The sequence below is a fragment of the Streptomyces sp. TRM64462 genome (assembly GCF_013362995.1).
GTDB lineage: Bacteria > Actinomycetota > Actinomycetes > Streptomycetales > Streptomycetaceae > Streptomyces.
The window spans coordinates 1-7,750 of record NZ_JABWDV010000200.1 but is presented as its reverse complement, the minus strand read 5'-3'; the positions used below and the strand labels follow the sequence as shown (position 1 = coordinate 7,750).

Below are 7,750 nucleotides of genomic sequence, written 5' to 3'. Positions count from 1 at the left end.
GTCTTCGCGGCACGGGTCAGCCTGGTGGCCGTGCCGTGCAACCTGTTCGCGGAGCTGGCGGTGGCTCCGGCGACGGTGCTGGGGTTCGCGGCGCTCGCCGTGGCTCCGGCGGCGATGCCGGTGGCCCGGGTGCTGGCCGAGTGCGCGGCGTGGCCGGCCGGCTGGGTGGCGTCCGTGGCCCGCACCGGTGCGGCCCTGCCCGGCGCGCAGGCGGACTGGCCCGGCGGCTGGCGGGGCGGGCTGCTCCTGGCCGCCGTGACCGCGGTGCTGCTGGCCGTCGCGCGGCGGTTGCCGCGCAATCCGTGGGCGGCGCTCGGCTGCGCCGTCGTGCTGCTGCTCGCCGTGGTCCGGCCGGCGCCGGTCACCCGCCTGGTCACCGGATGGCCGCCTCCGGGGTGGGTGTTCGCCATGTGCGACGTGGGCCAGGGCGATGCGACGGCGCTCGCCGCCGGGGACGGTACGGCCGTCGTGGTGGACGCGGGGCCCGATCCCGAGCCGGTGGACCGGTGCCTGCGCGACCTGGGCGTGAGCAGGGTCCCGCTGGTGCTGCTCACCCACTTCCACGCCGACCACGTCGCCGGACTGCCGGGAGTGCTGCGCGGCCGGGAGGTCGGGCTCATCCAGACCACCGGGCTCCTGGACCCGCCCGCTCAGGCGGCGTTCGTGCACCGCACGGCAGCGGCGGCCGGGGTGCCGGTCGTCCGCGCGGCACCGGGGGAGCGGCGCCGCACCGGACCGCTCGACTGGCAGGTGCTCTGGCCGGCCGCGCGGGACATCGGATTCCTGGAGGCCAACGACGCCAGCGTCACGCTGCTCGTCCGCACCGGGGGCGGGGTGACGTTGCTGCTCCTCGGCGACCTGGAGCCGTCGGCGCAGCGGGGCCTGACGCTGGCTCACCCCGCGCTGCCGTCGGTGGACGTGCTGAAGGTCGCCCACCACGGCTCGGCGCACCAGGACCCGGGACTGCTGCGCCGGGTCAGGCCGCGGCTGGCGCTGGTGTCGGCGGGCCGGGACAACCCGTACGGGCACCCCTCGCCCCGTACCCTCGCCGGCCTGCGGGCGGCGGGCGCGGCGGTGCTGCGTACCGACCGGGACGGGGCGATCGCCGTGACCGGGGCGGGCCGGGACCTGAGGGCCGTCCCCCGGAACCCTCCGGCAGGACCCGAAACTGACGCGGACAACGGGACGGAGGCACGCGCCCTCACACCAGCCAGGCACCGTCCCGCACCAGCAGCCGGTCGGGCGGCTCGTTCTCCTCGCGCCACGCCTTCACGGTCCCGGGGGTCGCCCGCAGATCGCCGGTGCGCTTCGGGCGCTGGCCGCGTACCCGAGCGTCAGGGCCGACCTGGACGTCCGGGCCGTAGGAGGGGGTTGAACAATGGTGTCGTGAACGATGAGAACGACACGGAGATCGCGGACCTGCGGCACGTGCTGGTGCTGCCCGACCGGGACGCCGCGGAGGAGGCGGCCGAGGCGCTGGCCGAGCGGTACGAACTGGCCGAGGAGCCCCAGCTGGTGCGGGACGCCCTGGCCGGCGAGGACGACGCCGAGGACGCCCAGTGGCTCGTGGTGGTCGAGGACCCGGACGGCGCGCTCCCGGCCGCCGAGCTGGACGAGTTCGCCGCCGAGTGGGACGGCTGGCGCGAGGAGCCGTAGGCCCGTAGGCCGTGGCTGACACGAGGAGCACGAGGTGTAACGGGCCGCGGGGCCGCCTACGGACCCGGTGACAGCGGCGGCGGTGTCAGAGGTCCATGGGATGCTGGTCCCGATGGCTGCCAAGAACTCGACCGACGACCCCCTCGCCCCCGTCACCCTCGCGGTGGGGCAGGAGGACCTGCTGCTGGACCGCGCCGTCCAGCAGGTCGTCGCGGCCGCCCGGGCCGCCGACGCCGACACCGACGTCCGTGACCTCACCGCCGACCAGCTCCAGCCCGGCGCGCTCGCAGAGCTGACCAGCCCGTCGCTGTTCGCCGAGCGCAAGGTCCTGATCGTGCGCAACGCGCAGGACCTCTCCGCCGACACCGTCAAGGACGTCAAGGCCTACTTCGCCGCGCCCGTCGAGGACATCACCCTGGTGCTCCTGCACCCGGGCGGCGCCAAGGGCAAGGGCCTGCTGGACGCGGCGCGCAAGGCCGGTGCCCGCGAGGTCGCCTGCCCGAAGACGACCAAGCCCGCCGAGCGGCTCACGTTCGTACGGCAGGAGTTCCGGGCCCTCGGGCGTTCGGCCACGCCCGAGGCGTGCCAGACGCTCGTCGACGCGATCGGCAGCGACCTGCGGGAGCTGGCCAGCGCCGTCGCCCAGCTCACGGCGGACGTGGCGGGCACGATCGACGAGGCGGTCGTCGGCCGCTACTACACGGGCCGCGCCGAGGCGTCGAGCTTCAACGTCGCGGACCGGGCCGTCGAGGGCCGCGCCGCCGAGGCCCTGGAGGCGCTGCGCTGGTCGCTGGCGACCGGAGTCGCCCCCGTGATGATCACCAGCGCGCTGGCCCAGGGCGTACGGGCGATCGGCAAGCTGTCGTCCGCGCGCGGCGGCCGCCCCGCCGACCTGGCGCGCGAACTCGGGATGCCACCCTGGAAGATCGACCGTGTGCGCCAGCAGATGCGCGGCTGGACCCCGGACGGGGTCGCGGTCGCCCTGCGGGCCGTCGCAGAGGCCGATGCGGGCGTGAAGGGCGGCGGGGACGACCCCGAGTACGCCCTGGAGAAGGCGGTCGTCATCATCGCCCGCGCAGCCCGCTCCCGCCGCTAGCCGAGTGCATGCCGAAGGCCCCGGGGCCGTTCTGGGGAAGAACGGGCCGCCGGGGCCTTCGGTTCACGATGGTGAGCCCGTACCCGCGTGGCGAACGCAGGCCGCGTACGAGCTCGGGGTGCCGGTCAGGAGCGTGGTTGAGAGGGCCCGCTGTATCCCGTCCGGCGATCAAGTCGTCCGGTCGTACTCGTCGTACGAGACATGGGAGTCATACGAGTCGTGGACCGGGTTCCGGGGTCACCCCCGGATCTGAGGGAGCTCAGCCCTGCAGGGAGGCAACCTTGGACGCCAGCGCCGACTTCTTGTTGGCGGCGGCGTTCTTGTGGATGACACCCTTCGAGACAGCCTTGTCGAGCTTCTGGGCGGCCTCGCGAGCGGCCACGGTGGCCTTCTCGACGTCGCCGGCAGCGGCGGCCTCGCGGGCCTTGCGGATCGCGGTCTTGAGCGAGGACTTGACGGCCTTGTTGCGCAGGCGCGCCTTCTCGTTCGTCTTGTTCCGCTTGATCTGGGACTTGATGTTCGCCACGAAAGAGCCTTTTCAGGTTCGTAAGGATTTTTCGACTGCGTCCCGCCGCTGAGAGGGCCACGAGACACAGCTGCCCAGGCTACCAGCAGGCTTCCGGACAGCCCAAACCGAGCACAGGTCCCCGTCCGTGGGACCATGGAACCTACGTATCGATCCGACGTCGACCCGAGCAGGGACGCCAGGCAGGCGCCCGGCGTCTCGAGAATCAGGACCCTGCGTGCCCGCGACCCCTACCAACGTGCCCGAGCCGAGCCGTACCGACCCGGCACTGATCCGCAACTTCTGCATCATCGCGCACATCGACCACGGCAAGTCGACGCTCGCCGACCGGATGCTCCAGCTGACCGGTGTGGTCGAGCAGCGGCAGATGCGCGCTCAGTATCTCGACCGCATGGACATCGAGCGCGAGCGCGGCATCACGATCAAGTCCCAGGCCGTCCGCCTGCCCTGGGCCCCCACGGAGGGTGAGGACCAGGGGAAGACCCATATCCTCAACATGATCGACACCCCGGGCCACGTGGACTTCACGTACGAGGTGTCCCGCTCCCTCGCCGCCTGCGAGGGCACGATCCTCCTCGTCGACGCCGCCCAGGGCATCGAGGCGCAGACCCTCGCCAACCTGTACCTGGCGATGGAGAACGACCTCACCATCGTCCCGGTCCTCAACAAGATCGACCTTCCGGCCGCCCAGCCCGAGAAGTTCGCCGAGGAGCTCGCGAACCTCGTCGGCTGCGAGCCGGACGACGTGCTGCGCGTCTCCGCGAAGACCGGCCTCGGCGTCGAGGCGCTGCTCGACCGCGTCGTCCAGGACGTCCCGCCCCCGGTCGGCGTCGCGGACGCGCCCGCCCGTGCGATGATCTTCGACTCGGTCTACGACTCGTACCGCGGCGTCGTGACGTACGTCCGTGTCATCGACGGCCAGCTCAACAAGCGCGAGCGCATCCGCATGATGTCGACCGGCGCCACCCACGAGCTCCTGGAGATCGGTACGAACTCCCCGGAGATGCTCGCGGCCGACGGCCTCGGCGTGGGCGAGGTGGGCTACCTCATCACCGGCGTGAAGGACGTCCGGCAGTCCAAGGTCGGTGACACCATCACCAGCCAGCACAAGGGCGCCGAAGAGGCACTCGGCGGCTACAAGGACCCCAAGCCGATGGTGTTCTCCGGCCTCTACCCGCTCGACGGCTCGGACTACCCGGACCTCCGCGAGGCCCTCGACAAGCTCCAGCTCAACGACGCCGCCCTCGTCTACGAGCCGGAGACCTCCGCGGCCCTCGGCTTCGGCTTCCGCGTCGGCTTCCTCGGCCTGCTCCACCTGGACGTGATCCGCGAGCGCCTGGAGCGCGAGTTCGGCCTCGACCTGATCGCCACCGCGCCGAACGTGGTCTACCGGGTCCTGATGGAGGACGGCACCGAGCACACCGTCACCAACCCGAGCGAGTTCCCCGAGGGCAAGATCAACGAGGTCTACGAGCCGGTCGTCCGCGCCACGATCCTCGCGCCGTCCGAGTTCATCGGCTCCATCATGGAGCTCTGCCAGACGCGCCGCGGCACCCTCCTCGGGATGGACTACCTCTCCGAGGACCGGGTGGAGATCCGCTACACGCTGCCCCTCGCCGAGATCGTCTTCGACTTCTTCGACCAGCTCAAGTCCAAGACCCGCGGCTACGCCTCGCTCGACTACGAGCCCACCGGCGAGCAGAGCAGCTCGCTCGTGAAGGTCGACATCCTGCTGCACGGCGACAAGGTGGACGCGTTCTCCGCGATCACGCACAAGGACGCGGCGTACGCGTACGGGGTGCGGCTCGTCGCCAAGCTCAGGGAGCTCATCCCGAGGCAGGCCTTCGAGGTGCCCATCCAGGCGGCCATCGGCTCCCGGGTCATCGCCCGCGAGACCATCCGCGCCATCCGCAAGGACGTCCTCGCCAAGTGCTACGGCGGTGACATCTCCCGTAAGCGGAAGCTGCTGGAGAAGCAGAAGGAAGGCAAGAAGCGGATGAAGATGGTCGGCTCCGTGGAGGTCCCGCAGGAGGCCTTCATCGCGGTGCTCTCCAGCGACGAGTCCGCCGGCAAGGGCAAGAAGTAGTAAGAAGTAGCAATAATCAGCAATAAGTAGCACGAAGCAGCAACAAGCTGCGCAAGCAGGGCGAAGAGGCAGCGTGCCCGCTTCCCGGAAGCGCCCGTTCGGATGACGGACGGGCGTTTCCGCGCGCCCGGCCTCTTTTCACGAAGGCGCCACAGTCGTTATGAACCGGGTATGAACCTTGGGGTCGCAGCCTCTTACGCGGTGGACGACCGCGCTCTAACCTGATCCCGCTCGGTGGTTACTCGCGAGTTAAACAACAACCATCAGTTGAAACCCGCCTTTCACGCAGCACCTGCACCTGCCAGGCCCGCCGGAGGACGCCGTGAGCGACACACAGAACCAGATCGAGAACCGGCCGCCCTCCGTGGCGACCCTCTTCCTTGAGCGCGTGGCGAAGACCCCCGACGCCGAGGCCTACCGCTACCCGGTGCCCCCGGCCTCCGGCCAGGGCCCGGACGACTGGAAGTCGCTCAGCTGGGGCCAGACCGCCGAGCGCGTCTACGCCATCGCCGCCGGCCTGATCGACCTGGGCGTCCAGCCCGAGGAGCGCGTCGCCCTCGCCTCCGCCACGCGCGCGGAGTGGATCCTGAGCGACCTCGCCGTGATGTGCGCGGGCGCCGCCACCACCACCGTCTACCCGCAGACCAACGCGGACGAGGCCGCCTACATCCTGGCCGACTCCGAGAGCCGCGTGCTCATCGCGGAGAACGCCGAGCAGCTCGCCAAGGCCCGCGAGCGCCGCGCCGAGCTGCCCCAGCTCCACCACGTCGTGGTCATCGACGCCGCGGACGCCCAGCCCGCCGAGGACGACCCGGAGGACTGGGTCGTGTCGCTGGCCGAACTGGAGGAGCGCGGCAAGGCGCACCTGGAGAAGCACCCCGACGCCGTCAAGGACCGGGTCGCGGCCATCCGCGCCGACCAGCTCGCCACGCTCATCTACACCTCCGGCACCACCGGCCGGCCCAAGGGCGTGCGCCTGCCGCACGACAACTGGTCGTACATGGCCAAGGCCATCGCCGCGACGGATCTGGTCCGCCCCGACGACGTGCAGTACCTGTGGCTGCCCCTCGCCCATGTCTTCGGCAAGGTGCTGATCTCCGGGCAGATCGAGGTCGGCCACGTCACCGCCGTCGACGGCCGCATCGACAAGATCATCGAGAATCTGCCGGTCGTGCAGCCCACCTACATGGCCTCCGTGCCCCGGATCTTCGAGAAGGTCTACAACGGCGTCGCGGCCAAGGCCCGGGCCGGCGGTCCCGCCAAGTACAAGATCTTCCAGTGGGCGGCCGGCGTCGCCCGCGAGTACGCCAAGGCCACGCAGGACAGCTTCCGCCGCACCGGCAAGGCCACCGCGCCCTTCGGCCTCACCGCGAAGCACAAGATCGCCGACGTGCTCGTCTACTCCAAGCTGCGCGAGGCGTTCGGCGGGCGGCTCCGCGCCGCCGTCTCCGGCTCGGTCGCGCTCGCGCCCGAGATCGGCTACTTCTTCTCCGGCGCCGGCATTCACATCCTGGAGGGGTACGGCCTGACGGAGTCCAGCGCGGCGAGCTTCGTGAACCCGGGCGAGGCGTACCGCACCGGCACCGTCGGCAAGCCGCTGCCCGGCTGCGAGGTGCGCATCGCGGACGACGGCGAGATCCTGCTGCGCGGCCCCGGCATCATGGAGGGCTACCACGGGCTGCCCGAGAAGACCGCGGAGGTCCTGGAGCCGGACGGCTGGTTCCACACCGGTGACATCGGTGAGCTGTCGGCGGACGGGTACCTGCGGATCACGGACCGCAAGAAGGACCTGTTCAAGACGTCCGGCGGCAAGTACATCGCGCCGACCGAGATCGAGGGCTCCTTCAAGGCCGTGTGCCCGTTCGTCTCGAACGTCGTCGTCCTCGGCGCCGACCGGAACTACTGCACCGCCCTCATCGCCCTCGACGAGGCCGCGCTGCAGGGCTGGGCCTCCGAGCACGGCCTGGGTGGCAGGGCGTACGCCGAGCTGGTCGCGACCCAGCAGGTCAAGGACATGGTCCAAGGGTACGTCGACCGTCTCAACGAGGGTCTGCAGCGCTGGCAGACGATCAAGAAGTTCCGGCTGCTGCCGCGTGACCTCGACGTCGAGCACGGCGAGCTCACGCCGAGCCTGAAGCTGAAGCGGCCGGTCGTGGAGCGTGAGTACAAGAGCCTCATCGAGGAGATGTACGAGGGCGCCCGCGAGGCGTAGGCGGCGGGCGCGGCCCTGCGCTCCGCCCCGGGGGGCGGCCGCGCGCGGTACGGATCCGTTCGGCTCCCCACGCAGGGACGGCTCCACCACCGCGCGCGGCCCTTCCCGTCACTGGGGCCTCCACACTGGGGGCTCCGCCCCCAGACCCCCGCATTGCGCCTTGGGGGTACCCCC

The 7,750-nt window shown here is 71.2% G+C and carries 5 protein-coding genes; 4 read left to right on the top strand and 1 reads right to left on the bottom strand.

The window, feature by feature from the left end:
• Both HTZ82_RS09125 and holA read left to right on the top strand, forming a co-directional pair.
• On the top strand, positions 1–1,656 hold a 1,656-nt coding region (locus HTZ82_RS09125; protein WP_254711738.1), incomplete at its 5' end, for a ComEC/Rec2 family competence protein.
• A 112-nt stretch (positions 1,657–1,768) separates the two neighbouring features.
• On the top strand, positions 1,769–2,752 hold the full coding sequence (gene holA, locus HTZ82_RS09115; protein ID WP_175408803.1) for a DNA polymerase III subunit delta: 984 nt from the start codon (positions 1,769–1,771) through the stop codon (positions 2,750–2,752).
• A 259-nt stretch (positions 2,753–3,011) separates the two neighbouring features.
• Here holA and rpsT read toward each other — a convergent pair whose 3' ends face one another.
• A complete protein-coding gene (gene rpsT / locus HTZ82_RS32115; RefSeq protein WP_175408802.1) occupies positions 3,012–3,278 on the bottom strand; it encodes a 30S ribosomal protein S20 in 267 nt (88 codons plus the stop codon).
• 217 nt (positions 3,279–3,495) lie between these two features.
• Between rpsT and lepA the strand changes: the two genes are divergently transcribed.
• Positions 3,496–5,364 carry a translation elongation factor 4 gene (gene lepA, locus HTZ82_RS09105; protein ID WP_175408801.1) on the top strand — a complete coding sequence of 623 codons (1,869 nt, stop codon included), beginning with the start codon at positions 3,496–3,498 and terminating at the stop codon, positions 5,362–5,364.
• A gap of 322 nt (positions 5,365–5,686) precedes the next feature.
• The gene (locus HTZ82_RS09100) at positions 5,687–7,576 is read left to right on the top strand and encodes a long-chain fatty acid--CoA ligase (RefSeq protein WP_175408800.1); all 1,890 of its coding nucleotides are present in this window, start codon (positions 5,687–5,689) and stop codon (positions 7,574–7,576) included.
• Positions 7,577–7,750: the final 174 nt, after the last annotated feature.